This is a genomic window from Nonomuraea sp. NPDC049684, assembly GCF_044465345.1.
In the GTDB taxonomy this organism is placed as follows: domain Bacteria; phylum Actinomycetota; class Actinomycetes; order Streptosporangiales; family Streptosporangiaceae; genus Nonomuraea.
In genome coordinates, this window is sequence record NZ_JBITLO010000006.1 from 277,091 (window position 1) to 302,047 (window position 24,957).

22 protein-coding genes are annotated in these 24,957 nt (G+C 73.9%); 9 read left to right on the forward strand and 13 right to left on the reverse strand.

Annotated features, from left to right (window positions below):
- Nucleotides 1–7 precede the first annotated feature (7 nt).
- The 6 genes from ACIBST_RS21650 to def all read right to left on the reverse strand — a co-directional run bounded on the left by ACIBST_RS21650 (nucleotide 8) and on the right by def (nucleotide 6,613).
- The gene (locus tag ACIBST_RS21650) at nucleotides 8–2,386 is read right to left on the reverse strand and encodes a vWA domain-containing protein (protein WP_397173941.1); all 2,379 of its coding nucleotides are present in this window, start codon (nucleotides 2,384–2,386) and stop codon (nucleotides 8–10) included.
- A gap of 719 nt (nucleotides 2,387–3,105) precedes the next feature.
- Nucleotides 3,106–3,456, reverse strand: coding sequence for an MmcQ/YjbR family DNA-binding protein (locus ACIBST_RS21655; RefSeq protein WP_364088265.1), 351 nt, complete (start codon nucleotides 3,454–3,456; stop codon nucleotides 3,106–3,108).
- A 9-nt stretch (nucleotides 3,457–3,465) separates the two neighbouring features.
- Nucleotides 3,466–3,882 carry a CBS domain-containing protein gene (locus tag ACIBST_RS21660; protein WP_352325227.1) on the reverse strand — a complete coding sequence of 139 codons (417 nt, stop codon included), beginning with the start codon at nucleotides 3,880–3,882 and terminating at the stop codon, nucleotides 3,466–3,468.
- A gap of 131 nt (nucleotides 3,883–4,013) precedes the next feature.
- Nucleotides 4,014–5,426, reverse strand: a complete 1,413-nt coding sequence (locus tag ACIBST_RS21665) for a pyridoxal phosphate-dependent decarboxylase family protein (RefSeq protein ID WP_397173943.1) — start codon at nucleotides 5,424–5,426, stop codon at nucleotides 4,014–4,016.
- The gene (locus tag ACIBST_RS21670) at nucleotides 5,419–6,066 is read right to left on the reverse strand and encodes a helix-turn-helix domain-containing protein (RefSeq protein ID WP_397173945.1); all 648 of its coding nucleotides are present in this window, start codon (nucleotides 6,064–6,066) and stop codon (nucleotides 5,419–5,421) included. Before ACIBST_RS21670 ends, ACIBST_RS21665 begins: the two co-directional genes overlap by 8 nt.
- Before the next feature lie 7 nt (nucleotides 6,067–6,073).
- The gene (gene def, locus ACIBST_RS21675; RefSeq protein ID WP_397173947.1) at nucleotides 6,074–6,613 is read right to left on the reverse strand and encodes a peptide deformylase; all 540 of its coding nucleotides are present in this window, start codon (nucleotides 6,611–6,613) and stop codon (nucleotides 6,074–6,076) included.
- Between the two features lie 151 nt (nucleotides 6,614–6,764).
- Between def and ACIBST_RS21680 the strand changes: the two genes are divergently transcribed.
- Nucleotides 6,765–7,559 (forward strand): class I SAM-dependent methyltransferase, encoded by a 795-nt coding sequence (locus ACIBST_RS21680; RefSeq protein WP_397173948.1) that lies wholly within the window; start codon nucleotides 6,765–6,767, stop codon nucleotides 7,557–7,559.
- Between the two features lie 51 nt (nucleotides 7,560–7,610).
- Here the strand turns inward: ACIBST_RS21680 and ACIBST_RS21685 are convergent, their stop codons facing one another.
- On the reverse strand, nucleotides 7,611–8,126 hold the full coding sequence (locus tag ACIBST_RS21685; protein WP_364337432.1) for a hypothetical protein: 516 nt from the start codon (nucleotides 8,124–8,126) through the stop codon (nucleotides 7,611–7,613).
- A 121-nt stretch (nucleotides 8,127–8,247) separates the two neighbouring features.
- The gene (locus ACIBST_RS21690; protein ID WP_397173950.1) at nucleotides 8,248–9,291 is read right to left on the reverse strand and encodes a hypothetical protein; all 1,044 of its coding nucleotides are present in this window, start codon (nucleotides 9,289–9,291) and stop codon (nucleotides 8,248–8,250) included.
- A gap of 241 nt (nucleotides 9,292–9,532) precedes the next feature.
- Between ACIBST_RS21690 and ACIBST_RS21695 the strand changes: the two genes are divergently transcribed.
- Nucleotides 9,533–10,468 carry a GNAT family N-acetyltransferase gene (locus ACIBST_RS21695; RefSeq protein WP_397173952.1) on the forward strand — a complete coding sequence of 312 codons (936 nt, stop codon included), beginning with the start codon at nucleotides 9,533–9,535 and terminating at the stop codon, nucleotides 10,466–10,468.
- A gap of 33 nt (nucleotides 10,469–10,501) precedes the next feature.
- Here the strand turns inward: ACIBST_RS21695 and ACIBST_RS21700 are convergent, their stop codons facing one another.
- Together ACIBST_RS21700 and ACIBST_RS21705 are read right to left on the reverse strand one after the other, a co-directional pair.
- Complete coding sequence (locus tag ACIBST_RS21700; protein ID WP_397173954.1) at nucleotides 10,502–11,263, reverse strand: DNA polymerase beta superfamily protein; 762 nt, start codon at nucleotides 11,261–11,263, stop codon at nucleotides 10,502–10,504.
- Nucleotides 11,260–11,898 carry a DNA polymerase beta superfamily protein gene (locus ACIBST_RS21705; RefSeq protein WP_397173956.1) on the reverse strand — a complete coding sequence of 213 codons (639 nt, stop codon included), beginning with the start codon at nucleotides 11,896–11,898 and terminating at the stop codon, nucleotides 11,260–11,262. Before ACIBST_RS21705 ends, ACIBST_RS21700 begins: the two co-directional genes overlap by 4 nt.
- Nucleotides 11,899–11,955: 57 nt before the next feature.
- Between ACIBST_RS21705 and ACIBST_RS21710 the strand changes: the two genes are divergently transcribed.
- Both ACIBST_RS21710 and ACIBST_RS21715 read left to right on the forward strand, forming a co-directional pair.
- A complete protein-coding gene (locus tag ACIBST_RS21710; RefSeq protein WP_397173958.1) occupies nucleotides 11,956–13,821 on the forward strand; it encodes a propionyl-CoA synthetase in 1,866 nt (621 codons plus the stop codon).
- Between the two features lie 76 nt (nucleotides 13,822–13,897).
- Entirely contained in the window at nucleotides 13,898–16,714 is a 2,817-nt protein-coding gene (locus ACIBST_RS21715) for an NACHT domain-containing protein (RefSeq protein ID WP_397173960.1), read from the forward strand.
- A gap of 51 nt (nucleotides 16,715–16,765) precedes the next feature.
- Here ACIBST_RS21715 and ACIBST_RS21720 read toward each other — a convergent pair whose 3' ends face one another.
- Nucleotides 16,766–17,905, reverse strand: coding sequence for a sensor histidine kinase (locus tag ACIBST_RS21720; RefSeq protein WP_397173961.1), 1,140 nt, complete (start codon nucleotides 17,903–17,905; stop codon nucleotides 16,766–16,768).
- Nucleotides 17,902–18,558 (reverse strand): response regulator transcription factor, encoded by a 657-nt coding sequence (locus tag ACIBST_RS21725; RefSeq protein WP_397173963.1) that lies wholly within the window; start codon nucleotides 18,556–18,558, stop codon nucleotides 17,902–17,904. The genes ACIBST_RS21720 and ACIBST_RS21725 overlap by 4 nt, the downstream gene beginning before the upstream one ends.
- Before the next feature lie 155 nt (nucleotides 18,559–18,713).
- Between ACIBST_RS21725 and ACIBST_RS21730 the strand changes: the two genes are divergently transcribed.
- The 3 genes from ACIBST_RS21730 to ACIBST_RS21740 all read left to right on the forward strand — a co-directional run bounded on the left by ACIBST_RS21730 (nucleotide 18,714) and on the right by ACIBST_RS21740 (nucleotide 22,096).
- Nucleotides 18,714–20,198, forward strand: a complete 1,485-nt coding sequence (locus tag ACIBST_RS21730; protein WP_397173965.1) for a hypothetical protein — start codon at nucleotides 18,714–18,716, stop codon at nucleotides 20,196–20,198.
- A 49-nt stretch (nucleotides 20,199–20,247) separates the two neighbouring features.
- On the forward strand, nucleotides 20,248–21,135 hold the full coding sequence (locus ACIBST_RS21735) for a hypothetical protein (RefSeq protein WP_397173967.1): 888 nt from the start codon (nucleotides 20,248–20,250) through the stop codon (nucleotides 21,133–21,135).
- Between the two features lie 61 nt (nucleotides 21,136–21,196).
- Nucleotides 21,197–22,096, forward strand: a complete 900-nt coding sequence (locus tag ACIBST_RS21740) for a hypothetical protein (protein WP_397173969.1) — start codon at nucleotides 21,197–21,199, stop codon at nucleotides 22,094–22,096.
- On the opposite strand, the gene ACIBST_RS21745 is transcribed toward ACIBST_RS21740, so the two are convergent.
- Nucleotides 22,066–23,322, reverse strand: a complete 1,257-nt coding sequence (locus ACIBST_RS21745) for a UDP-N-acetylglucosamine--N-acetylmuramyl-(pentapeptide) pyrophosphoryl-undecaprenol N-acetylglucosamine transferase (protein WP_397173971.1) — start codon at nucleotides 23,320–23,322, stop codon at nucleotides 22,066–22,068. The genes ACIBST_RS21740 and ACIBST_RS21745 overlap by 31 nt on opposite strands.
- Before the next feature lie 99 nt (nucleotides 23,323–23,421).
- Here ACIBST_RS21745 and ACIBST_RS21750 point away from each other — a divergent pair, with 99 nt between their 5' ends.
- Together ACIBST_RS21750 and ACIBST_RS21755 are read left to right on the forward strand one after the other, a co-directional pair.
- Nucleotides 23,422–24,381: a Ppx/GppA family phosphatase gene (locus ACIBST_RS21750; RefSeq protein ID WP_397173973.1), complete on the forward strand. Its 960-nt coding sequence runs from the start codon at nucleotides 23,422–23,424 to the stop codon at nucleotides 24,379–24,381.
- 58 nt (nucleotides 24,382–24,439) lie between these two features.
- Nucleotides 24,440–24,817 carry a hypothetical protein gene (locus ACIBST_RS21755; protein WP_352331442.1) on the forward strand — a complete coding sequence of 126 codons (378 nt, stop codon included), beginning with the start codon at nucleotides 24,440–24,442 and terminating at the stop codon, nucleotides 24,815–24,817.
- The last annotated feature ends 140 nt before the right edge of the window (nucleotides 24,818–24,957 follow it).

Below are 24,957 nucleotides of genomic sequence, written 5' to 3' on the forward strand. Positions count from 1 at the left end.
CGCGGCCTCAGAGCCAGGGGCTGTCGTAGTCGGGGGCGGTCCGCTGCCAGGAGTCCTCCCGGTCCCGCGGCTCGCCGCCGGGGTCTGGGCCGGGGTCTGGGCCGGGTTCGGGGACCGCCGTGGCCGGGTCCGGAGGGCGGCGGAGCCCGGTGCGCCGGGTCGTGCCGCGCCGCTTCGCCGCGTCCCGGAAGACCAGCCGGTGCCCGCTCGGCAGGGGCTCGCTCTCCACCCCCATCCCCAGCGGGTAGCGGTCGCCTTCGGGCGTCTCGACGGTGACGCCCGCGCCGGCCCGGCAGACCGTGAACGCCTGGTCGTCGTCGCCGGGCCTGGGCGGCACGAGACGCGCGGCGTAGGTGTCGCCGCGCAGCGCGAACCGGAAGCGGGGGGACCAGCTGCTGGGCGCCTTCAGCTCCGCGCCGGTGCGCTCGCCGTCGAGCGTCAGCGCGACGGATAGGCCGCGCACGTTCACCCTGCGCCGGCGGGCGGCGCGGACCATCAGCAGCGTCACGGCCGCCAGCAGCAGGACGAGCGCGGCCGCCGCGATGTACCTGCGGTAGGTCTCCCACCAGGTGGGCGGGCGTTCGACCGTGACGGTGAGCAGCCCGGAGGCGTACGCCACGGCCGGGTCGCCGTCGTCGGCCAGCCGCACCTCCACGGACGCGCCGCCGAGCGCCGCGTCCTTGCCGAAGCCGATGGCGAAGGGGGTGGTGGAGTCGCCGGGCGGCAGCGTGACCGGCCCGTCGGGGGCGGGAGTCGCGCGCACCCCGGCGACGCTCCGGAGCGCCAGGCGGGCCCGTCTGGGCGAGGAGGCGCCGTTGTGCACGGTCACCCGGCCGCGCACGACCTCCCCCTGACGCACGGTGCCGTCGCCGTCGAACTCGATCTGGCCCTGGACGACGGTCTCCGCGGAGCCCACCGTGACGGTGGTCGGCACCCGTTCGGCCCTGATGCCGATGCCCGCGACGACCCCCGTCAGGGTGACGTCGCCCGGCCCCCGCGGCGCGGCGAAGACGCCCGCGTACCGGCCGTCGTGCTCCCTGTCGTCCGGGGCGCTGCCGTCGTCCCTGACCTGGACGGTCTGCGGCTGCGCGAGGCCGCCCCCGGTGGCGGTCACCGAGAACGTCAGGCCGCGCAGCGCCTCCTCGTCGGTGATCGCGCCCTTGCGGGTGACCAGGGAGAGCCGGATCCTGACCTCCTGCCCGGCGCGGGCCGAGGGCGGTTCCGGCACGATCGTGGCCTGCACCGCGCCCTGCCACAGCGCGGTCGCGCTCACCAGCCGCCGGCTGAGCCGCTGGGGCGCCTTGAGCCGGACCGTCCACGTGCCGTTGAGCGGGTTGACGATGCGCAGCGCCTCCGTCGCGGTGTTCGCGCCGCTGTGGGCGAAGGTGGAGTCGCCGTCCGTGCCGGTCGTCACCGTACGGCCGCGGGGGTCGACGAACTCGGCCAGCACTCGGGGGTCGCTCTTGCTGACCGTGATGGTGCCGTCGGTCGCGATCAGCGGGATCTCGACCTTCAGCTCGCGGACCTGGCCGTCCTCGACGGTGGTGGAGTCCGTCGGGGTCAGCCCCGAGCAGCTGGCCGCGGCGTACGCCTCGAACAGCGAGCGGGTGACGTCCCTGTCGTCGCGGACGATGCGGGCCCGCGGCCGGGACTCGGCGCGGGCGTCGCACCCGGCGCGCGAGCCGCCGGCGGCGAACCTGTCCAGGTTCTCCTGCGTGACCCCCGCGCCGAAGCCCAGCGGCCAGATCTGCACGCCCTCCCGCTGGGTCTGCCCGATCACGTCGCCGAGCTGCTGCGCGGCGCCCTCGTTGCGGCGCTGCCGCACCACCGGGTCGCTCTCGGAGCCGCTGCCGTAGGCGGGGCTGCGCGGCACGTCCAGGTGGCCGTCGGTCAGCAGGAAGACCACCTTGAGCGCGTTGGCGGGCGACCCGTCGCGCAGCGTCGCCAGCGCCTGGGTGAGCGCCGCCACGTGGTCGGTGTCGTTCCCCTCCTCGTCGGTCCGCCGGTGCAGGCCCTTCACGCACTCCGCCAGGTACTGCAGGCTGACGCCGTCGCCCACGACGGTGGGCCGGCACACCTGGTCGACGGCGTTCTGACCGGGCCGGCCGTTGTTGCTGCCGAAGCCGATCACGGTGACCCTGCTCTGCGGGTTCAGCACGCTCTGGGCGATCGTGGAGGTGGCCTCGATCTCCCGGGACACGGCCCCGGCCGACAGGCTGCCCGACTCGTCGACCGCGACCACCATGTCCAGGGGCAGCGTCTCCGGGGCGGCGGCCGCCGCCGCGCGGGCGGGTAGGGCGTGCGGCGGTACCGGCAGCGCGAGCGCCAGCGCCCCCGCCATGACGACGAGAGCGCGCGTCGCCCGGCAGCGCAAGGCTGATGTCATATCCGAGTCCTTCGGTGAAAAGGCGTTGCCAGATGAGGGCATGAATGGGTCTCGCCCCGTTCGAGACGCGTATCCCTCTCATTTTTAGCGGCCATACTGACCGAATTAGACGACATTTAGGAGGGTTTGTTACTTCACTGTGATCCGAACTAAATTCCAGGGCAGGAGTAGCCTTTGGGGGATGCTGTCCGGATTGTCGGTAATGTGAATAGGCTTCGGGTGAGGGTCGCGCCTGGAATGCTGGCGCATGTCGTGACCTGCCAACCCGCAGCAATGCGGGTAAGCGGTGTATAGCCCGAATCGGGAGGATTCGGGGTGTTACGGGTGGTGCTGGTGTGACTGGTGCCAAGAATTGCCTGTTGAATCCGAATGGAAGAAGTCGGGTTCTGGCCCAGGGCTGCCGACTCAACGGAAATATGCAGAGAAGGGGGACTTATCTGACTTACAGGCTTCTGCCCTTTTTGTGGGATTCGTTCCCGAAAGGGGGCCATGCCACAGGGGTCCCATTCCGCGGGGGCCCATCGTCCCCCCTGCCGAGGCACGGCTCGCCGGATCGGGCACGGCGGACAGGGCACGGCGGACAGGGCACGGTGGACAGGGCACGCCGAAAGAGGCGCGCACGGGCAGGATCGGCCGGTGGCGCGCCTCAGGGGTGGTTCACGGGCCGGTGTACGCGGCCTTCACCGGCCGGCGTGCACGGCCGGACCGGGCCGGACGGGTCAGGGGCCGGTCTGGAGTTGCTGTTCCAGGCGGACCTTCTTGGGGACGCACATGCGCCACGCCTCCAGCACCAGCTCCCGCATCTCCGCCGCGTCGAGGGCGTCCATGCGGGCGACCACCCAGTTGAAGCGCAGGTCGGACTCGCCCGGCATGAGGAACTTGCCGGGCTCGGCCGCCACCAGGGCCTCGCGTTCCTCCTTCGGGAACCCGAAGCCCATCAGCGTCTCGTCCCGCGAGAACGCCACGTAGACGATCTTTCCCACGCGGAACTTGACCCGGTCCCGGATCAGGTGCTCCGACGAGCGCGGAAGGGTGCGCGCGAAGCGCCGGACGTCCTCGACGGTGATCACACGGCCACGTTAGCGGTTGCCCTCCGCGGCCGAGATGTCGGCGAGGGCGGAGTCCGGGTCGCGCTCCACCGCCAGGTCGCCCAGGCTTACGATGCCGACGGGACGGCCGTCCTCGACGACCGGAAGGCGGCGCACGGCGTGCGAGCGCATGATCTGCACGGCCTGGTCGATGCTCGTGTCGGGCCCGACCGCCTCGACCGACGGGCTGCACGCCTCCCTGACCGGCGTCTCCGGCCCCCGCTCGTCGGCCACCACCCGGATCGTGATGTCCCGGTCCGTGACGATGCCCTTCATGCGCCCGTTCTCGTTGACGATCACCGCGCCCGCGTCGTTGTCGCGCATGAGCGCCGCGGCGGCCGACACCGGCTGGTCGCACTCGACCGTCGCCGGGTGGGAAGTCATCACGTCTGCCACGGTCTCTGCCATGGGATCCTCCTGCTTGCTCACGTCCCGGCCGCTTACTACCCGGGCCGGGGGACCGCTCACAGGGCTTTGTCGGATCCCGGCGTCCGGCCGTGCGTGTCCGGTACGTCCGTGGAGAAGCCCTTTACCGGGGCTCAGAGCGTCTTCGCTGCCAGGCGGATCTCCTCCAGCAGGATCGCCAGGTCGTCCTCGGTGGTGTCGGGATGCAGGAAGCAGGCCCGCAGCGCGTCCCGGCCGCCGAGGCGGGTGCCGGTGAGGAAGGCGTTGCCGCGCGCCTGGACGGCCCCCGGCAGGGCCCGGTTGAGCGCGTCGAGCCCGCCGGGCCCGGCCGTCGCGGGCGTGTGGCGGAAGGCCGTGATGGAGGTGGCGACCGGCGCGAGCAGCTCGAAGTCCGGGGCCTGCTCGACCATGGCGGCCAGCGTGCGCGCCAGGCCGCCGGTGTGCTCGACCAGGCGCGTGACGCCCTGCCTGCCCAGGTACGACAGCGTCGCCCAGGTCTTCAGCGCCCGGAACGGACGGGTCTGCTCGGGCCCGTACTCGGAGAACCAGCCCAGGTCGTCGGCGTTGTCGTCGATCAGGTACGACGGCACCAGGCTGAAGGCGGCCCGCGCGGCGGCCGGATCGCGCAGCAGCGCGCAGCCGCAGCCCACCGGGACGCCGAGCCACTTGTGCGGGTCGAGGGCCAGCGAGTCGGCCCGGTCCAGCCCCGCGTAGGCGGGCGCCGAGCGCGCGTCGAGCACGCCGAGCGCGCCGTAGGCGCCGTCCACGTGGAACCAGAGCCCGTGCTCGGCGGCCACGTCGGCGATGGCGTCGAGCGGATCGACGGCGCCGGAGTTGACGGTGCCCGCGCTGCCCGCCACGCAGAACGGCCGCAGGCCGGCCGCCAGGTCGTCGGCGATCATGGTGCGCAGCGCGCCGACGTCCATGCGGAAGGCGGCGTCCACCGGCACCCTCCGGACGTTCCGGGTGCCGAGGCCGAGCAACTGGGCCGCCTTGTGCAGGCAGCTGTGGCCCTCCTCGGTGACGTACATGATCATGGGCGGGCGGCCGTGCAGGCCCTCCTCGCGGGCGTCCCAGCCGTCGGCGAGCGCGGCGCGCTGCCGGGCCGTGGCCAGGCAGATGATCGTGGCCATCGACGCGCCGCTGGTCAGCAGGCCGCCGCCGGGCGGGTGGGGGAAGCCGACCAGCTCGGCCAGCCAGCGCACAGCCGTACGCTCCAGCAGCGGGCCCGCGTGGTCGCCGCCCGCGCAGCTCGGGTTGAGCGCGGCGGCCAGCGGCTCGATCACCACGCCCGCGGGGGAGGGCGGCGAGTTCACCCAGCCGAAGAAGCGCGGGTGCCCGTTGCCCATCGGGTACGGCAGCACATGGGCGCTCACGTCGTCGAGCAGCGCGTCGAGGGGACGCCCGGCCTCGGGCAGCGGCAGCTCGCCCAGCCAGGCGCGCTCGTCGGCGGGCACCGGCCGCCACACCGGCCCGGCCGGGACGCCCTCCAGATGGGCGGCCGCGATCTCGGCAGCCCTGACGCCGGCGCGGCGCAGCTCATCCATGCGGGGATTCCCTCCGGGTGTCGTGGTTCGGGGTGTCGTGGTGACCGGTCTCGTGGCGGCCGCCATTCAGCTCCATGGCCAGGTAGAAGACGCAGTCGTCGGCCCCGTCGTTGGCGAAGGCGTGGCGGTGGTCGCCGGGGTAGGCGGCCGAGTCGCCGGCCGCCAGCTCGTACGGCCGGTCGTCGATCGTCAGGCGCAGCGTGCCGCGCTCGACGGCCAGGTACTCGCGCGAGCCCCGGGCGTGCGGGGCGAACTCGCCCGCGTCCACGCCGGGGCCGATGGTGGTCCGCATGAACTCGAACTCCACGTCGGCCAGCACCGGCGACAACACCCGGCGTTCCCAGCCCGACGGGTCGCGCAGCACCCGCTGCCGGTCGTGCCGCAGCACGCGCACGTCCTCGCGCGCCGGTTCGTCGAGCAGCCGGGAGATCGACGTGCCGAGGGCCGTGGCCAGGCGGTCGAGCACCAGCACGGTCGGCGACTTGGCGCCGCGCTCGACGTCGGAGACCATGCTCCGGCTGATGCCGCTCAGCTCGGCCAGGCGCTCGACGGACAACCCGCGCCCGCGCCGCTCGGCGCGGATGCGACCGCCCAGCGCGGCCAGGGACAGCCCGCTGGACAGTACGCCTTCACCTTGCATCCCTCCACTATAGCGGAGAAATGTCCTCTTTAGCGGCCATGGACTGCTCGTACGCTGCCAGCACCTGCTTGCGGCGTTTGGCCGGCAGGCGGTCGATGTACAGGTAGCCGTCGAGGTGGTCGGTCTCGTGCTGGAGGCAGCGGGCCAGCAGGCCGGTGCCCTCGACCGTGACCGGCCGCCCCTCGGCGTCGAAGCCGTGGACGGTGGCGTGGTCGGGGCGGGGGAGCGGGGCGAACTGGCCGGGCACCGACAGGCAGCCCTCGTCGTCGGGATCGAGGCGGCGCTCGCCGAGGCCGGGCAGCTCCAGGGCCGGGTTGACCACGACGCCCTTGTGGCCGACGCCCTCGGCGTCGGGGCAGTCGTAGACGAACACGCGCAGCGGCACGCCGATCTGGTTGGCGGCCAGGCCCACGCCCTCGGCCGCGTACATGCTCGCGAACATGTCGTCGACCAGCGCCGCCAGCTCGCCGTCGAACCGGGTGACCGGCTCGCACGGATGGTGCAGCACCGGATCGCCCACGTGCACGATCGGCCGGACCTCTCCCACGACCACGCCTTCCTTTTGCCGAAACATTGCCGCGACCAGTCTATGAGCGCCGCCGGACGCACGACGCAGTCTCACATAGAAAGACACATCCTCTCGATAGATGAGACTCGCGCTAGGGTCGGAGCACACATCGTCGTGAAGGAGTCTTTCGATGGACGCCGTCTACACCCATGGGCACCACGAGTCCGTCCTGCGCTCGCACCGGTGGCGCACCGCGGAGAACTCGGCCGCGTACCTGCTGCCGCACCTGCGGCCCGCGATGAAGGTCCTCGACGTCGGCAGCGGGCCCGGCACGATCACCGCGGACCTGGCCGCGCTGGTGGCCCACGTGACGGCGTCGGAGGTGACCGAGGACGCCCTGGCGCTGGCCAGGGCCGAGATCGGCGCGCGCGGGCTGGGCAACGTGGACTTCGCCGTCGCCGACGCGCACGCGCTCGACTTCCCCGACGACACCTTCTGCCTGGTCCACGCCCACCAGGTGCTCCAGCACGTGGGCGACCCGGTGCGGGCGCTGCGCGAGATGCGCCGGGTGACCAAGCCCGGCGGCTACGTCGCGGCCAGGGACAGCGACTACTCGGCCTTCGCCTGGTACCCGCGCCTGCCCGCGCTGGACGACTGGATGGCCCTCTACCAGCGCCTGGCCCGCGCGAACGGCGGCGAGCCGGACGCCGGGCGGCGCCTGCTGTCCTGGGCCCGCGCCGCCGGCTTCCAGGAGGTCACCGCCACCTCCTCCACCTGGTGCTTCGCCACCCCCGACGACCGCGCGTGGTGGGGCGGCATGTGGGCCGACCGCGTCCGGCGCTCGGCGCTGGCCGAGCAGGCGCTCGCCACCGGAGCGGCCACCGAGTCCGACCTGGAGCGCATGGCCGACGGCTGGCTGGAATGGGCCGCCGCCGACGACGGCTGGCTCTCCGTCCTGCACGGCGAGATCCTCTGCCGCCCCTGACCCGCCGGACGGCCGACCGATCGCCCCTGACCCGCCGGGCGGGGGTGTGGGTCAGAGGCCGAGGGTGCGGGTGCGCTGCCACTGGGGGTCGCGGTAGAGCACCTGGTCGGTGCCCAGCAGCTCGTCGGGGGCCGACAGCATGGCGATCTCGCCCGCCGCCTGGAGCTGGAGCAGCAGGTCGCGCACGCGCGGCCCCACCGGCAGCCGCCCGGCGGGCAGCCCGAACCCGGCCCGCACGGTGTCGGCGATCTCCGACAGGTGGAACGGCCCGTCGAGCCCCGCCACGATGCCGCGCACCACGGTCATCGTGATCAGCTCCTCGGCCTCGGTGTGGGCGAGCTGCCAGGTGATCTGCTCCTTGCGGCCCCCGGTCGCCGCGCAGACCGTGCACCCGCGCGTCAGGTCGGGGGCCAGCTGCTCCACCGCCGAGCCGAGACAGGCCGAGCACCGGCCGTTCTCGGCGGCGTGCAGCTCGGCCGCCATCCGCCCGGCCAGCACCGCGCCGCAGTCGCAGCCGAAGCCGTCGCCCAGGATGCCGCTCTGCGGGGAGATCGTATGCTTCGTCATCGGGCCGACTCTACCGGCCCCGGCCGCCGCGCCCGCGGGTCCGCGTCCCCAAGAGCCCTGCCCCGCAGCCCTGCCCCCGGTAGTCCTGGCCCGATGGCCCTGGCCGCGGAGCCGTGGACCGTCAGGTGCGGATGTCGGCGAGGCCGCGCAGGCGGCGCAGGGCCTTGCGGGCCGCGGCCGTGACGCGCTCGTCCGGGTGGTGGTCGATCACGACGCGCAGCACCCGTCCCGTCCACGGGTGGTCGCCGAAGGCGAGGATCGCGATCGTGCCCGCCTGCTCCTCCGCGTCCATCCCCATGGCGATCGAGTCGATCACCTCGCCCGCCTCGCCGCCGCCGAACTCCAGCAGCGCCGCCGCCATGTCCACCAGCACCCAGGCGATCTCGTCGGGGGTGGGCCGCCGTTCCTCGTGGCCCGTCCTGGCCGCGACCACCGCGCCCAGCCGGGGCTCCGTCAGCAGCCCGCGCAGCGCCCGGCGGCCCTCCTCGCCGAGGCTCGACTCCAGCAGCTCCACGCCGACCGCCCGGCTCAGCGGGCTCACCCCGGCCAGCGCCCCGGCGATCTCGGCGGCGGCGTGCTCGCGGTCGCGTCCGGCCAGCCAGCCCGCCAGCTCCTCGCTCCGCTCGGCCTCGGGGTAGGAGCGCAGGCCGTGCAGCAGCGTGGCGGCGTCGGCGCCGGCCAGCGTCCCCATGACGGGGATCTCCTGCCCGGCGGTCTCGGCGATGATCAGCCGCGCCACCCACAGCCCGAGCCAGCTCAGCGTGTACGGCTCCGCCTGCCGCACCAGCCCCAGGTCGGTCAGCGCCTGGGGCACCCGCCCGGCGACCGGCTCCCTGGACAGGAACATGCGGATGAGCTCCAGCAGCAGCCGCTCGTCGGCGGCCAGCCGCGCCCGGCACACCCGCGCCCACGCCTCCAGCACCCGCGCGTCACCGGCCCGCTCGCGCTCGTCGCCCTGCTCGTCACCCTGCTCAGCCTGCGGAGCGTCGGGCAGGGCGGCCTGTGGGGTGTCAGGCAGGGCGGCCTGCGGAGCGTCGGGCGGGTCGAGCAAGGCGCCCAGCTCGCCCGCGAGCGGCGCGGCGCGGACCGCGGAGGCCAGGGTGGCGGCGTCGGGGAGCCGGATCGGCGGTTGCAGCGGCAGCGCGTCGTCGTCGTAGGACCTCACGGAGCCCATCCTGTCCTCATCGTCGGCCGCATCGGAATCGTCCCGCCGGCTCGTGAAAGGCCGGAAACCGGACGCGGTCCAGCGTACTCACGTCGTCCTGCGGCCACGAGGGGAAGATCACGTCCGGGAAAACGGCGGGCGGACGGCGGGGGCTTGGGCTAGAGTGCTGCGAAATGTCGGGAGAAGGGAGGCACTGAGATGTTTAGCGGTGTAAGTGTGATTTTCATTTCTCGGAGGAACTGTGCTTTTCCGTCCCGCGGCCGAGGCTGACCTCGACCGCCTGCTCGGCTGCGTCGTCGACGAATCCATCAGCTGGGCCCATCCCGACCGGCTGCTCTCCTTCCTGGAGAGCCGCAACTACCGCTACGACCGCATCTGGCTCGCCGAGGAGAACGGCGAGATCCTGGCCCGCGCCGTCTGGTGGGGCTTCGCCGGGGAGGAGCGGCCGCTCGCCCTCGACTGCGTCTACGTCCACCCCTCCGTCGAGGACCGTGTGGGCCTGGCCGCCGACCTGCTGCGTCACGCGCACGCCGCGTTCGGCCGCACGCCGGAGTACCACGTGTTCGTCCCCAACGGCTGGCGTGAGGACCCGAAGGCGTCGGCGGCCATCGCCTGGCGCTGGGAGGCCGCCGGCCGCGCCGGGCTGACCGAGGAACTGGAACGCCTGCGCTACGCCTGGACGCCCGGCTCGCCGGTGCCCGAGCCGTCCGACCGGCTGGTCTTCCGCGGCGATGACGACGACGAGGCGTTCGTGGACGCCTTCCGCCAGGTCGCCGAGGGCACCCTCGACTTCCACACCCGCCAGGCCCTGATGACCATGGACCCGGTGGAACAGGCCCGCGAGGACGTCCGCGACAACCGCTCGATGCGGGGCGAGCGTTCCTGGTGGCGGCTGGCCTACGACAAGAGCGGCGACCTGGTGGGCGTCGCGCTGCCCTCCGCCAACGACGCCGGGCCCGTCGTCGGCTACCTCGGCGTGGTGCCCGCGCACCGGGGCCGCGGCTACGTCGACGAGCTGCTCGGCGAGATCACCCGCTTCCACGCCGAGCGCGGCGTGCCGGGCATCATGGCCGACACCGACGCGGGCAACGTCCCGATGGCGCGGGCGTTCGAACGCGCCGGGTACGAGAACGTCTCGGTTCGGCTCGTCCTGTCGGCCGACCCCGGCGCCGCCTGACCCGCCGTCCCGTCCCTGACCGGCCGCACCCCGTCAGGGACGGGACGCCAGGCGCGCCCGCACGGCCAGGTCGTGCAGCGCGTCGCCCGCGGTGGCCCGCTCGGGCAGCGCCGAGCCCTCGTGCGCCGCCTCCAGTGCGGCCGTCATCCGCGCCACGTCCTCGGCCACCCCCGCCACCTGCGGCGCCGCGCCGTGCTCTGCCTCCCGCTTGGCCGCCACCAGCTCCGGCAGGTACGGCGGCCCGTACGCCAGCAGCCGCGTCAGGTCGGCCTCCAGCTCCCCGGTGCGCATGAGGTGGGTGCCCGTCGCCAGCACGCGGAAGGTGTACAGCAGCGGCTTCAGCTCGCCCGTACGCCCGAACAACCGCCACTGCGTACGCGCGAACCCCAGGTAGTGGTGGGCGTGGTGCCGCGTCACGCACCCGGACGCCAGCGCCACCAGCTCCTCGTGCACCGGCGAGGAGGTCACCACCAGCGGCGACAGGAGCTGTTCGAGCACGTAACCGTTGCGGCCGAGCAGCAGCCGGCAGAACTTGACCAGGTCGTGCGTGACCAGGTCCACCTCGACGCCCTCGCGCGTCCACGTCCGGTCCAGCGTCTGCGGCCCGATGCGCAGCCCGGCCACCTCCTCGACCGGCAGCACGTGCACGCCGCGCAGGTCCACGTCGGAGTCCACGGACGGGAAGCCGTACAGATGGGCGCCGCTCACCGCGGCGAACGCCACCGGGTACGGCTGCTCGCCGGGGATCTCCGGGAGCCAGGACGGCAGCGACGGCTGCGACGGCAGCGCGTTCACAGGTGCTCCTCACGCATGCTCACCAGGAAGTCCTCCACGCGCTCGCGGTCCGGCCGCTCCGGCAGGACGCAGGGCGCGGCGGCCAGCTCCGCCGCCAGCGCGGCCCGCCAGGCGTCCACCTCGGCCCACGGGACCTCGCCGCGCCGGACGGCCAGCAGCCGGTCGCGGTGCGCCCCGACCTCGACCAGCGGCTCGCCGTGCCGCATCAGGTGCAGGCCGCTGAGCAGCAGCCGCAGCATGTGCATGGCCTGCTTCCACTTGGGCGCCGCCGGGTCGAGCCGCCGGAACTGGTCGACGGCGTACCCGGCGAACGTCTGCCGCGCCCGCCGCGACACGAACGCCCCGCGCAGCTCGCGCAGCCGCCGCCCGGCCGGGGTCTCCACCTCCACGATCGGCGACCACAGGCACTCCAGCACCGTCGGGTTGGCCTCCAGCGCCAGCACGCAGAAGCGCTCCACCTCCCACGAGAACTGCTCGGGCAGCGGCCCGTCGCGGTGCGTGGGCGGTTTGGACAGCCGCCAGAAGTCCGCGGTGGGGGCCACGAACACGCCGCGCCGGTCGGTGTCGGACGCCGCGGTCTCCAGCCCGTACGCCCGCGACCCCGTCACGACGGACAGGATGAGATCGTCATTCATCCGGACACCCTCCCACGGGGCTTGCGTTCGGGGGCCGGCGGCTGGTCTGATCGAAAAGTGGGCGGCTATGACGAGGCTTACCGGCGGAGCATCCAGCGCCCGGAGGAGTTCTGGGCGCAGGCGGCGCGCGACATCGACTGGGACGTCGCGCCCGCCGTCGTCAGCGACGGGAGCCGGTGGTTCCCCGACGGACGGCTCAACACCTGCCACAACGCGCTCGACCGGCACGTCGCGGCCGGCCGCGGCGAGCAGGCGGCGCTGATCCACGACAGCCCGGTCACCGGCGCCGTCCGCACGATCACCTACGCCGAGCTGCTCGACGAGGTGGCGCGGACGGCGGGCATGCTCAAGGCGCTCGGCGTGACGGCCGGCGACACCGTGGTGATCTACATGCCGATGGTGCCCGAGGCGGTCGTCGCGATGCTGGCCTGCGCGCGGCTCGGCGCGGTGCACTCGGTGGTGTTCGGCGGCTTCGCGGCCAGGGAGCTGGCCCTGCGCATCGAGCACGCCGAGCCCAAGGTGGTGCTGTCGGCCTCCTGCGGCATCGAGCCGGGCCGGGTCGTGGCCTACAAGCCGCTGCTCGACGCCGCCCTCGACCAGGCCGCCCACCGGCCCGCCCACTGCGTGATCCTGCAGCGCCCGCAGGGCCCGGCCGAGCTGACGCCGGGCCGCGACCTCGACTGGCACGAGTCCGTGCGCGCCGCCGGGCCCGCCGGGTGCGTCAGCGTGGCCGCCACCGACCCGCTCTACGTGCTCTACACCTCCGGCACCACCGGCCTGCCCAAGGGCGTGCTGCGCGACAACGGCGGCCACGCGGTCGCGCTGCGCTGGAGCATGACCAACGTCTACGGCGCCGCCCCCGGCGAGGTCTTCTGGGCCGCCTCCGACGTCGGCTGGGTCGTCGGCCACTCCTACATCGTCTACGCGCCGCTGCTGACCGGCTGTACGACCGTCCTGTACGAGGGCAAACCCGTCGGCACCCCCGACCCCGGCGCGTTCTGGCGGGTGACCGCCCAGCACGGCGTGCGCACGCTGTTCACCGCGCCCACCGCGATCAGGGCCATCAAGAAGGAAGATCCCACCGGCAATTTCGCGAAAAAGTACGATCTGTCCGGGCTGCGGCACCTCTTCCTCGCCGGTGAGCGCCTCGACCCCGACACCTACCACTGGGCGAGCGACCTGCTCGGCGTCCCCGTCATCGACCACTGGTGGCAGACCGAGACCGGCTGGCCCGTCGCGGCCAACTGCGTCGGCATCGAGACCCTGCCGATCAAGCCGGGCTCGCCGACGAAACCCGTCCCCGGCTACGACGTGCGCGTCCTCGACGCCGAGGGCCGCGAGTGCCCGCCCGGTGTGGAGGGCGCGGTCACCGTCCGGCTGCCGCTGCCGCCCGGCTGCCTGCCCACCCTCTACCGCGACGAGGAGCGCTTCCAGGCCTCCTACCTGTCCCGCTACCCCGGCCACTACCTGACCGGCGACGGCGGCCACATCGACGCCGACGGCTACCTCTACGTCATGGGCCGCATCGACGACGTGATCAACGTGGCCGGTCACCGCCTGTCCACGGGCGCGATGGAGGAGGTGATCGCCGCCCATCCCGACGTCGCCGAGTGCGCGGTGATCGGCGTGGCCGACGCGCTGAAGGGGCAGCTCCCGGTCGGGTTCGTGGTGCTCAAGTCCGGCTCCGGCCGCGACCCGGCCGACGTCGAGCGCGAGCTGACCGCCCTGGTGCGCGAGCACGTCGGGCCGGTCGCCGCCTTCCACCGGGCCGTGGTGGTCGCCCGGCTGCCCAAGACGCGCTCGGGCAAGATCCTGCGCGCCACCATGCGCGACATCGCCGACGGGCGGCCGTACGCCACGCCGTCCACCATCGAGGACCCCGGCGTGCTGCCGGAGATCGCCGACGCGGTGAAAGGGCCATAGCGGAGAGGGCGTCCGGGCAGCGCCGGGGGCGCCTCCCGGCGCATGATGGGACCTCCCGGTCCCGGAGAGAAGGCTGATGATCGAGACCCCGAGTTACGCCGACGCCCTGAGGGTGCTCGGCTGCAAGGAGGGCAGGCTCGTCAAGGTGGTCGGCTTCGCCGCGGCCGCCGCCCGCACCGGGTGGGCGCTGGCCGGGGGCGGGCTGCTCACCATGGGCCTGGCCGACCTGCGGTCCGACGTCGTGCGCTACGGCGAGGAGGTCATCCGCAGGATGCCCGAGCTGAAGGGCGGCGTGGACCGTTACACCCGCACCCAGCGCCTGGCCGCCGCGCACGCGGTGATCGTCGTCTCGGCCTGGTTCGAGGCGCTGGGGGAGGCCAAGCTGCCCTTCACCCTGGAGCAGCTCGACCGGGCCGACAAGATCTCCCACGGCGTGCCCACCCCCGAGCGCTTCGCCCGCCTGGTGGCCGGGCTCCTCATGGAACGCCTGCCCACCCCCGAGCCGCACGTGCCCTTCGCCGAGACCCGCCAGGCCGTCGAACGCGCCCACCTGCGCATGTCGGAGGCCATGGCCGGGTTCGTCGGCGGCCTCAGCGTGTGGGACGAGCTGCCCGTCGACGACCAGCTCCTGTTACCCCGCATGCTGGCCGAGGGCCCGCCCGCGCACGCCCTGCGCATCTACGACGAGGACTTCCGCTCGCTGTCCCTGGACAGCCACGAGTTCGGCGTGCGCAGCCTGGTCACCGACCGCCAGCCGCCGGGCACCGGCCTGTCGCGGGTGGCCTGGCTGCTGGCCGAGCTGGCGCCGCCGCGGGTCGGCGACCGTCCCATGATCCACCGGGCCAGGATGGCCGCGAACGCGCTCGACCGTCCCCTGCTGGCAGCCGGCAAGCTGCCCGAGGACGTCTCGCTCCCGCTGCTCGGCGAGGGCTACCTCAGCCCGCGCTGCCGGGTCGCCGAGCTGACCCGCGAGTCCGACCCCTCCTCCGTCGGCTGGTGGCGCGACCAGCGCCTGCTGCCCGACGCCGAGGCGTTCCTCGTCGGCCACCTCACCTCGCTGCGCGCCACCCAGGCGCCCCTGCTGGTGCTCGGCGAGCCCGGCTCGGGCAAGTCCAAGCTGACCGAGGTGCTCGGCGCCCGCCTGGCCAGGTCGGAGTTCCTGCCGATCAGGGTGGAGCTGCCGCGCGTCTCGCCGCGCGCGCCGGTCGCCGAGCAGATCGAGCAGGCCGTCGCCGCCGTGCTGGAGGAGGAGGTCGCCTACGCCGACCTGGTCGCCGCGGGCGACGGCGCGCTGCCGGTGATCCTGCTCGACGGCTTCGACGAGCTGCTGCAGGGCGGCGTCAACCGCTACGACTACCTCGGGCACCTGCAGGAGTTCCAGCGCCGCGAGGCCGCGCTGGGGCGGCCGGTCGTGGTGATCGTGACCAGCCGGACCGTGGTGGCCGACCGCATCAGGTTCCCCGACGGGCTGCTGGCGCTGCAGCTCCAGCCGTTCGAGGACGACCAGGTGCGCCAGTGGCTCGACATCTGGGACCAGGCCAACCGCGCCCTGCTGGCCCGGCGCGACCTGAAGCCCCTGCCCGCGGCGACCGCGCTGGCCCAGGGCGAGATGGCCCGGCAGCCGCTGCTCCTGCTGCTGCTCGCGCTCTACGACGCCGGCGGCAACGCCCTGCAGCGCGAGCACCGCCCGATCGGCCGCGCCCGCCTGTACGAGGTGCTGCTGCGCGACTTCACCGAACGCGAGACCGCCACCCCGCAGCGGGTGGCCATCGACAGCGAGCTCGTCCTGCTCGGCACGGTCGCCCTGTCGATGCTCGCCCGCGGCCGGCAGGTCATCACCGAGGAGGACCTCGCCCGCGACCTGCCCGCCCTGTGCGAAGGCGGTGAGGACGAGCCCGACGAGCCGCGCCCGCCCGTCGACTGGGCCCGCCGGGCCACCGAGCGCTTCTTCTTCATCCGCCGGGACGGCCACTCCTTCCTCCACTCCACCTTCGGCGAGTTCCTGACCGCCTGGCTGACCGTGTACGCCCTGCGCGACCTCGACCGGCGCCGCCGCCTGGCCGGGGACGAGCCGCTGGCCCTGGCCCAGAGCGTGGACGACGACCTGCTGTACGCGGTCACGTCGTTCTCCTGCCTGGCCGAGCGCGGCCCGACGGTCGGGTTCATCCTGGAGCTGCTGGACGAGGTGCCGGCGGCCGTCCGGGCCCGGTGCGTGACCCACCTGGCCGGGCTGCTGCGCCGGTCCCTGTACGAGCGCCGCCGCCGCTGCTTCACCGGCTTCGAGCCGGTACGCCATCCCGTCACCCGCCGCCTGGCCGCCTACTCGGCCAACCTGGCGCTGCTCATCGTGGCCGCCTCGCCGGAGCCCGTGCCCGTCTCGCACCTCCTGGGCGGGCCCGACCCGCTGGGCCGCTGGGCGTCCTTCAGCCACCTGTGGAAGGGCCAGCTCGGGCACGAGGGCTGGACGGGCCTGGTCCACGCCCTGTCGGCGCACCGCGTCGCCGGGCGCGGCCAGGAGGAGGTGATCCTCGGCGGCGCCGAGGGCACCGCCATGGGCGACGCGATCGTGGCCGCGGCCACCGGTCACGCGCCCCGCCACCGCAGGCTGCTCGACCTGCTGATGCTGGCCGTGGGGGAGGGGCGCGCGCTGCGCTTCCACGACCGGGTGGCCGTCCTGCGGGAGCTGGTGGAGACGGCGGCCGTGCGGTCCCCGGCGGTGCACCGGGCGCTGGGCGCGCTGTGGCGCGCGGACGGCGCCGACCACGCCGAGCTGCGCCCGCTGCTCGGCCTGGTGCTGGCCGACCCGACCGAGCGGGTGGCGACCTGGGAGCAACTGGTCAAGGCGGGCGTGCCGGAGGAGGAACTCTGGCAGATCCGCCAGGGCGGCGACTGACCCACCGGCGGCACGCCGGATGTCAGGGGCCGCCGGGGCCCGCGACGGCCGTCAGGGCGCGGACGGGTCCACGGGCAGCTCCACGGTGATCGTCAGGCCGCCCTCGTCGCGCGGCCTGGCGATCACCGTGCCCCTGTGGGCCTCGGCGATGACCCGCACGATCGACAGGCCGAGCCCGCTGCCCCGCTCCGACCGCAGCCGGTCGCCGTGCAGCCGCCGGAACGGCTGGAAGATCGTCTCGATCTCGTACGGCGGCACGTGCAGCCCGGTGTTGGCCACCACCAGCTCGACCTGCTCGGCCCGCCGCCGCGTCGTCACCCACACCTCGCCCTTGGGCTGGTTGTGCCGGATCGCGTTCTCCACCAGGTTCTGCACCAGCCGCTCGACCAGCACCGCCTCGCCCGTCGTCGGCGCCGAGTCCAGCAGCCGGTGGATCGTCACCTCCCGCTCGGCCGCCTCCTCGCCGGCCTGGTCGAGCACGTGCTCGGCGACGTCGGTCAGGTCGAAGGGCCGCCGGTCCAGCACCGCCTGCTCGCCCTCGGCCAGGGCCAGCAGGCCGTCGATGAGGCGTTCGTGCCGGGCGTTGACCAGCAGCAGCGACTCGCCGAGCCGCTTGACGTCGTCGGTGGCGTCGGGGCGGCGGACGGCGACGTCCACCAGGGTGCGGTTGATCGTCAGCGGGGTGCGCAGCTCGTGCGAGGCGTTGGCGACGAACCGGCGCTGCCCGTCGAACGAGCGGGCCAGCCGGCCGAGCATGGTGTCGTAGATCTCGGTGAGCTCCTTGACCTCGTCGCGCGGGCCCTCGTAGGCGATGCGCTCGGTCAGGTCGTGGCTCTGGGCGACCCGGCGGGCGGTCTCGGTGACCGCCTTGACCGGCCGCAGCACCCAGCCCGCCGCCCGCCAGCCGACTCCGAAGGCCCCGGCCGTGGCGGCCAGCACGATGAGCCCGCCCACGGTGCGCACGCCGCTCAGCGTCTCGCGCTGGTAGGCCGCGCGCACCCGCATCGCATGGCGGTAGGCGACCTCGTAGGAGTCGCCGTAGAAGTACTGCCGGGAGGAGTCGGGCCTGACCAGGTCGGCCCGGAACTCCAGCTGCGACCGGACGACGAAGTACACCCCGGTCACCGTCAGGGCGCCGAGGAAGAGGAACACCCCGGCGCAGGCCAGGGCGAAACGCATGCGCACGGTCATGGGACGCGGTACCCCGATCCCGGGACGGTCTCGATCACCTGCGGCTCGCCGAGCTTCTTGCGCAGCTTCATCATCGTCGTCCGCACGGTGTTGGTGAACGGGTCGATGTGCTCGTCCCAGACCTTCTCCAGCAGCTCCTCGGCCGAGACCACCGCGCCCTGGGCGCGCAGCAGCTCGGCCAGCACGCCGAACTCCTTGCGGGCCAGCGGGACGTACACGCCGTCGCGGAACACCTGCCGGTGGGCCCAGTCCAGCCGCACGCCCGCCCGCTCCAGCATCGGCGGATCGGCCCGGCGGGCGCGCCGCCCGAGCGCGTGCACCCGCGCCACCAGCTCCTCGAACGCGAACGGCTTGGGCAGGTAGTCGTCGGCCCCCAGCGACAGCCCCGACACCCGCGCCCGCACGTCGCCGGACGCGGTCAGCATGAGCACCCTGACCAGCCGGTCCTGCTCCACCACCGTCCGGCACACCTCGTCGCCGTGCACGCCCGGCAGGTCCCTGTCGAGGATCAGCACGTCGTAGTCGTGCACGCCGAGCCGTTCCAGCGCCGCCTCCCCGTCATAGGCGACGTCGACGGCGAGCGCCTCGCCCCGTAACCCCTCGGCGATCGAGTCGGCGAGCATGCGCTCGTCCTCGGCGATCAGAACCCGCACCTGTAGCCCCCAAAAAGATCTTAAATGCCGCAAGTCTGGACCAGACCGCATAACGCGGGCGTAACCAGTTCCGGTGACGCTCAGGTTATCGGCGTCCCGCTGGACTGCCTCCCCTGCGACCGGGACCGGCCCGGTCGGCCACGGGGGAGAAGGTCATGGCAGCCATCCTGGCCGGGACGCGTCGGCTCGCGCCCGCCGCGCGCCGCCCGCGCGGCCACGCGCTGTTCGCCTGCGTGCTGGCGCTCGCCGCCGCACTGCGCGTGCTGGTCATGCTCGGGTACGACACGGCGCAGCTCTACTGGTACGACTCCTTCACGTACCTGGACACCGCCGTGCACCTGCGGCCCCAGGCGGCCTTCCACCCCGCCGGGTACTCCTGGTTCCTGTGGGCCCTGCGGCCCTTCCGCAGCGTGGAGCTGGTCGCCGGGGTGCAGCACGTCATGGGCCTGGGGATCGGCGTGATGATCTACGCGTTGCTGCGCCGCCGCTCGCTGCCCGGCCGGGGGGCCGCCCTGGCGACCGTGCCGGTGCTGTTCGACCCGTCCTTCGTCCGGCTGGAGCACGCCGTGCTGTCGGACCTCCAGGTCATCTTCCTGATCACCGCCGCGCTGGTGGTCCTGATGTGGCGCCACGCCCCCTCGGGCGCGCCGCGCGGCCTGCCCGGCGCGCCGTCGGCGCGGGCCGCGGCGGCGGCCGGGCTGCTGCTCGCGCTGGCCGGGCTGACCAGGACGGCCGCCGTGCCGCTGCTCGCCCTGGCGGCCGGCTGGCTGGTGCTGCGCCGAGCGCCCTGGCGGCGGGTGGCCGCGCTGGTGCTGGCCGGCGCCCTGCCGCTGGCGGCCTACGCCGGCTGGTACGCCCAGCACCACGGCCGTTTCGCCCTCAGCGGCTCCGACGGCGTCGCCCTGTGGGCCAGGACCATGACCTTCGCCGACTGCTCGATCATCCAGCCGCCGCCCGCCGAGGCCCCGCTCTGCCCGAACGGCACCGTCGCCGACGCCGCCTCGGAGTACGTCTGGGCCCCCGGCGCCTCGCTCAACCGGCTCCCGGGCGACCGGTTCGCCCACAACGACCTGGCCAGGTCGTTCGCCCTGCGCGCCATCGCCGCCCAGCCGCTGGACTACCTGCGCGAGGTGGCCCGCGACACCTCACTCGCCTTCACCTGGTCGCCGGTGCCCCACCCCCGGCGGATGAACCCGTCCACCACCTTCCCCCGCGGCTCCTGGCCGCTGCCCGAGCGGCAGGCCCTCGTCGCGAAGGTGCGCTCGGAGTACGACCCCGGCATCCACGGCATGAGCTCCGTCGAGCCGTACGCCTCGATCCTGGCCGCCTACCCCTACCCCTGGTTCCTGCACGGCACGGTCTTCGGCGTGCTGCTCCTGGCCGGCGGCCTCGGCTCGGCCGGCCGCCGCCGCGCCGCCCTGCTGCCGTGGACGATGGCGGCGTTCCTGCTGCTGGCCCCGGTGGCGGCCCTCGACTTCGACCACCGGTACGTCCTGCCCGCCATCCCCTTCGCCTGCGTGTCCGCCGCCCTGGCCGTCATGGAGGCAGTGACGAAAGCACGGACGGGGACGGGGGCACGGACCTGGGGGTTTCCGGGCCTGACCCTTCGGAGGCTGACATCCTTGCGAAAAAATACGTAATATCCACTGCATCGCGAGCGTTGGGGGCGCCAAGGTGCCGGGACAGAGCGTGGGTGTGGTCGTCGATCCGGGGGTTCCTCCGGAGGTCGCGGGGATGCTGCGGGCCAACGCTCGGCTGCTGTCCAGGATCCGGTCGGGCTGGGTGCCGCCGGCCGACGCGCGCCCGGGCCGGTGCCGGAACGTCTCCAGCCTGGCCCTGCTGGCCGCCACGCCCGGGGTGGTCGCGCTCATGGCCGTGCTGCTGGCCCTGTCCCACCCGGCGGCCGGGTTCACGTTGCTGGGCACGTTCGTCTTCATCGTGCTGGTCAAGATCGCCTCGATCAGCGAGCTGCCCGAGCACGACGTCTCGCGCGACCGCGAGGTGTACGAGCGGGCCCGCCCGTACCGGGACCGCTACCTGCTGCCCGAGGACTTCGACCGGGCCGCCGCGGACGTGCTGACCAGGGCGCAGCAAGCCATCGGCTCGGTGCTGCGCTCGCACGTCAACGCCGAGGGCCTGCTCGACGATGCCCGCAACGCGCTCATGCTGCCCGCCCAGGAGTGGGAGATCGCCCGCCTGCTGGCCAAGCTGTCGGCCTTACGCGCCGAGCACGCCGCCCTGGTGTCCAGAGGCATCGCCCCCGAGGTGGCCGCCGTGATCGAGCCGCTGGACCGGGCCCTGGCCACCAGCGAGGCCGCCATGATCGCCCGCGTCGAGGCCCTGGAACGTTACGCCGGGCACGTCGCCGAGGCCGAACGCGCCTACCACGCCCGCGGCCAGATCGAGGAGCTGCGCGCCCGCCTGCCGCGCTACGAGGAGCTGCTGGCCGAGACCGGCGCCGACGCGCTGGCCGTCCCGGAGATCGACCGGCTCGCCGAGGACGCCGACCACCTGGAGCAGGTGTTGCGGCGCAGCGTGCGGTCGGCCCACGAGGCGTTCCGGTACCTGGAGAGCTGACATGCCGGTGGTCGGGCGGAACCGCCCTCGCAGGAGGTGAATCCCCATCCGATCCGACATCATGGCCGACGTGATCGTCGATCCCGGCGTGCCGCCGGCCGACGCGCGGCTGCTCAGGGACAACCGGCGGCTGCTGCTCAGGACGCGCAGGGGCTGGGTCCCGGACGGCCCGAGCCTGCCCGCCGGGCCGTACTGGCGGCTCGGCGCGGTCTGCGGGGCGACCGTCTGCCTCGGCCTGCTGCTGGGCGCCGGAGGGCTCGGCCGCTCCCTGGGGCCGCTGTTGCTCGTGCTCCTCGCCATCCCGCTGATGATCGTGACGTTCGTCCGCACCGAGACGCCGGAGGGCGAGGAGGCCGAGCACGAGCGGCGGGTGCACGCCCAGGCCGTCCGGCACGAGGGCCGGTACGTGCTCCTCGACGACCTCGACGAGTCCTCGCGCAGGCTGCTGCGCCGTGCCCAGCGGGCGGTCGCCACGGTGTCGCAGTCACGGGTCAACCTCGAAGGGCTGCTGGACGACGTGCGCAACGCGGTGATGCTGCCCGCCCAGGAGTGGGAGATCGCCCGCCTGCTGGCCAAGCTGTCCGGCCTGCGCGCCAGGCACCGGCAGACCCTGTCGGGGGAGAACGCGCCCGAGGTCGCGGCCGTGGCCGAACCTCTCACCAGGGCGCTGGACAGCAGCGAGCAGGCCGTCGTGGCCCGGGTGGAGGCCCTGGAGCGGTACGCCGCCAACGTGGCCGAGGCCGAACGCGCCTACCGGGCCCGGCAGCAGATCGCCGAGCTGCACGCGCGGCTGCACGAGTACGAGGAGCTCGTCGCCGAGACCGGCGCGGGCGAGGCCGCGATGGACGAGCTGACCCGCCTGACCGAGGACGCCGACCGCCTGGACCAGGCGCTCAGGCGGAGCGTCAGCTCCGCCCACGAGGCCTTCCGCTACCTGGAGCCGGGCCCCCCGGAACCCTGACCGCCCTGGACCCCGAAGCCCTGCCCGCCGAAGCCCTGACCGCCCTGACCGCCCTGGCCGTGCGGCGCGGGGGAGCCGGCGGCGTGCGGCGGGTGGGTGCCGCCGTGGGCGGCCTCCAGGAGCAGGTCGCACAGGGCGTCGGCGGCGTCGAGGCGGCCCAGCTTGGCCGCCGCCTGCGCCATCGCCGCGCGCAGCCCGGGATCGGCCAGCATCGGCATCAGCTCGGCCAGCAGCTGCTCGGCCGTCGGCCGCGGCTCCAGCAGCGCCCGCGCGGCCCCCGCCGAGACCAGGTAACCGGCGTTCTTGCGCTGCTCGTCGCCGCCGGTCGGGATCAGCGGGATCAGCAGCGACGGCTTGCCGATCGCGGTCAGCTCCGACACCGTGCCCGCGCCGCTGCGCGAGATCACCACGTCGGCCGCGGCGAACAGGTCGGGCAGCTCGGCCCCCACGTACGGCACCGGGTGGTAACGGTCGGCCAGGCCGGGCGGCACCTCGACCGCCCGCATCTGGTCGATCCAGGCCGGCCCGCACTGGTGGACGACCTGCGCGTGCGGCAGCAACCGCGGCAGGATCTCGGCGATCAGCGTGTTGATCTGCTTGCTGCCCTGCGCCCCGCCGGTCACGTAGATCAGCGGCACCTCGAACGTCAGCCCGAACAGGTCGTAGGCCGCCGCCCGGTTGCCCTGCAGCAGCTCCGGACGCACCGGGTTGCCGGTCACCACGGCCTTGGCCCGCGCCGACGGCGGCAGGTGCTCCAGCGACGACTCGTGCGACAACGCGATCCGGGTCGCCAGCCGGGCCAGGATGCGGTTGGCCAGGCCCACCACGGTCGTCTGCTCGTGCATGACCAGCGGGCGGCGGATCAGCTTGGCCGCCACGCCGATCGGCACCGCCACGTACCCGCCGGTGGACAGCACCACGTCGGGCAGGTAGCGGGCGGCGTGCCCCACCGCCTGGAACACCCCGACGGGGATGCGGAACACGTCGGCGATGTTGGTGCCGAGCTCCTTGAGGTTCGGACGGCGGCGCAGCTTGCCCGTGGTGATCGCCTTGAACGGGATGCCGTGCTCGGCCGTGATCCGGGCCTCCAGGCCGTTCTCCGTGCCCACCCACAGCACGTCGTGCGGCACCTGACGTCGCTGGACGGCCGACAGGGTCGTCAGGGCCGGATAGGTGTGACCGCCGGTGCCGCCGCCGGTGATCAGCAGTCGCAGGGTTCGTGACATGCGATCAGACTATGGCCGCGCGGCGGAAGCCCGTGTGCCCGGCTCGGCCGGGGCGGAGCCGACTTCGCCCGAAAAGCCGCAGACCGGTAGCGTTTTCCCATGCGACTAGGCGTGCTGGACATCGGCTCGAACACCGTCCATTTACTCGTCGTCGACGCCCACCGGGGCGCGCGGCCCATGCCCGCCTACTCCCACAAGGAAGAGCTGCGCCTCACCCAGTACCTGGGCGCGGACAACCGGCTCGCGCCCGAGGGCATCGAACGGCTCGGCGCGTTCGTCGAGGAGGCGGTGCGCCTGGCCGAGGACAAGGGGGTGGAGGACCTGCTCGCCTTCGCCACCTCGGCCGTGCGCGAGTCGGCCAACGGCGAGCACGTGCTCGCCGAGATCGACAAGCGCTGCGGCGTGCACATCGCGGTGCTGTCCGGGCGCGACGAGGCCCGGCTGACGTTCCTCGCGGTGCGCCGGTGGTTCGGGTGGTCGTCCGGGCGGCTGCTGGCCTTCGACATCGGCGGCGGCTCGCTGGAGATCGCCGCCGGGGTGGACGAGGAGCCCGACGTCGCGGTGTCGCTGCCGCTCGGCGCCGGGCGGCTGACCCGCGACTGGTTCACCGGCGACCCGCCCTCCGCCGAGGAGGTGCGCAAGCTGCGCAAGCACGTCCGCACGGAGATCGCCCGCACGGTCGGAGACGTGGCCAGGTACGGCGAGCCCGACCGCGCCGTGGCCACCTCCAAGACCTTCAAGCAGCTCGCCAGGATCGCCGGCGCGCCGGCCTCCAGCGAGGGCCCGTACGTCTCGCGCGCGCTCTCCCGCGCCGACTTGGCGTCCTGGGCGGCCAGGCTGACCGGCATGAGCTCCGCCGAGAGGGCCGCGCTGTCCGGGGTGTCCGAGGGCAGGGCCGCGCAACTGGCGGCCGGGGCGCTGGTGGCCGACGCCGCCATGGACCTGTTCGAGGTGGAGCGGCTGGAGGTGTGCCCGTGGGCGCTGCGCGAGGGCGTGATACTGCGCCGGCTCGACCTCCTGCCCGGACGGCTGGACCAGTCGACGGGAATTGCCGAGTAAGGCCGATATATCCCAAAAAATTGGCATAATTCGCTGGTGAGCGGGCACTTTTCGCCCAATGTTGACAGTCCTCGGTACGATCGGCTCCCTGGTGATCGTCTTCGTCCTCATCGTCCTGGCCGTCCTGGTCATCGCGGTGGTCGCGATGCTGGCGATGGCCGCGCTGGCCGGAACGATGGTGGACTGGCACACGTTGTGGCGGCGGCTGACCCGCCGAGGGGCACGGTTGACGCTGAAACTCAGCGCCCCCGAGGCGCCCGCGCGGCTGCGGGCGAAGCTGAGCGGCGGCACGCCCCTGGTGAGCCGCCGTCTCCGGCTCGCGCCCGTGATCCGCGGGGGCGACCGGCGTCCCGACGTGAGCCGTCCCGGCCGGAGCGCCCGCGTACGCAGGCCCTCCGGCCTCACCACGACCGCCGTCTCCGGCAACGAACAGTGAGGAACGAGCAGTGAAAGGGCCGGGGGGGGGGGGGGGGGGGGGGGGGGGGGGGGGGGGGGGGGGGGGGGGGGGGGGGGGGGGGGGGGGGGGGGGGGGGCCGGGCGGGGGGGGGGGGGGGGCGGGGGGGGGACCGCGGGGCG